1 protein-coding gene is annotated in these 260 nt (G+C 30.0%); it reads right to left on the bottom strand.

Features of this window, described 5'->3' with window-relative positions; all coding sequences use genetic code 11:
* The coding region (locus HMPREF3131_RS11280) for a DUF1542 domain-containing protein (RefSeq protein ID WP_176743901.1) at positions 1-260 on the bottom strand (260 nt) is incomplete at both ends.

A 260-nucleotide genomic window follows, 5' to 3' on the forward strand; every position in this document is an offset into this window, starting at 1 on the left:
TCAATTGCTTGTCTTGCTTCTGATTTTTTAACCACTTCTGGTTGAATATTATTGATCTCTGTATTTCCTGTTGTTTTTGCTTGATCCACTGCATCATTTGTTGTAGCTTGATCAATATTATCTTTTGATTTTGTAGCTTCTTCATCTACTTTTTGTTTTGCTACTTCTTTTTCTTCTTCAGTTGCATCTAGCATTTGATTAATTTTTTCTTTTTTTACTTTTGCTACTTCATCAATTGCTTGTCTTGCTTCTGATTTTTT

This window comes from Staphylococcus sp. HMSC14C01 (assembly GCF_001808085.1).
GTDB classification, from domain to species: Bacteria; Bacillota; Bacilli; order Staphylococcales; family Staphylococcaceae; genus Staphylococcus; species Staphylococcus hominis.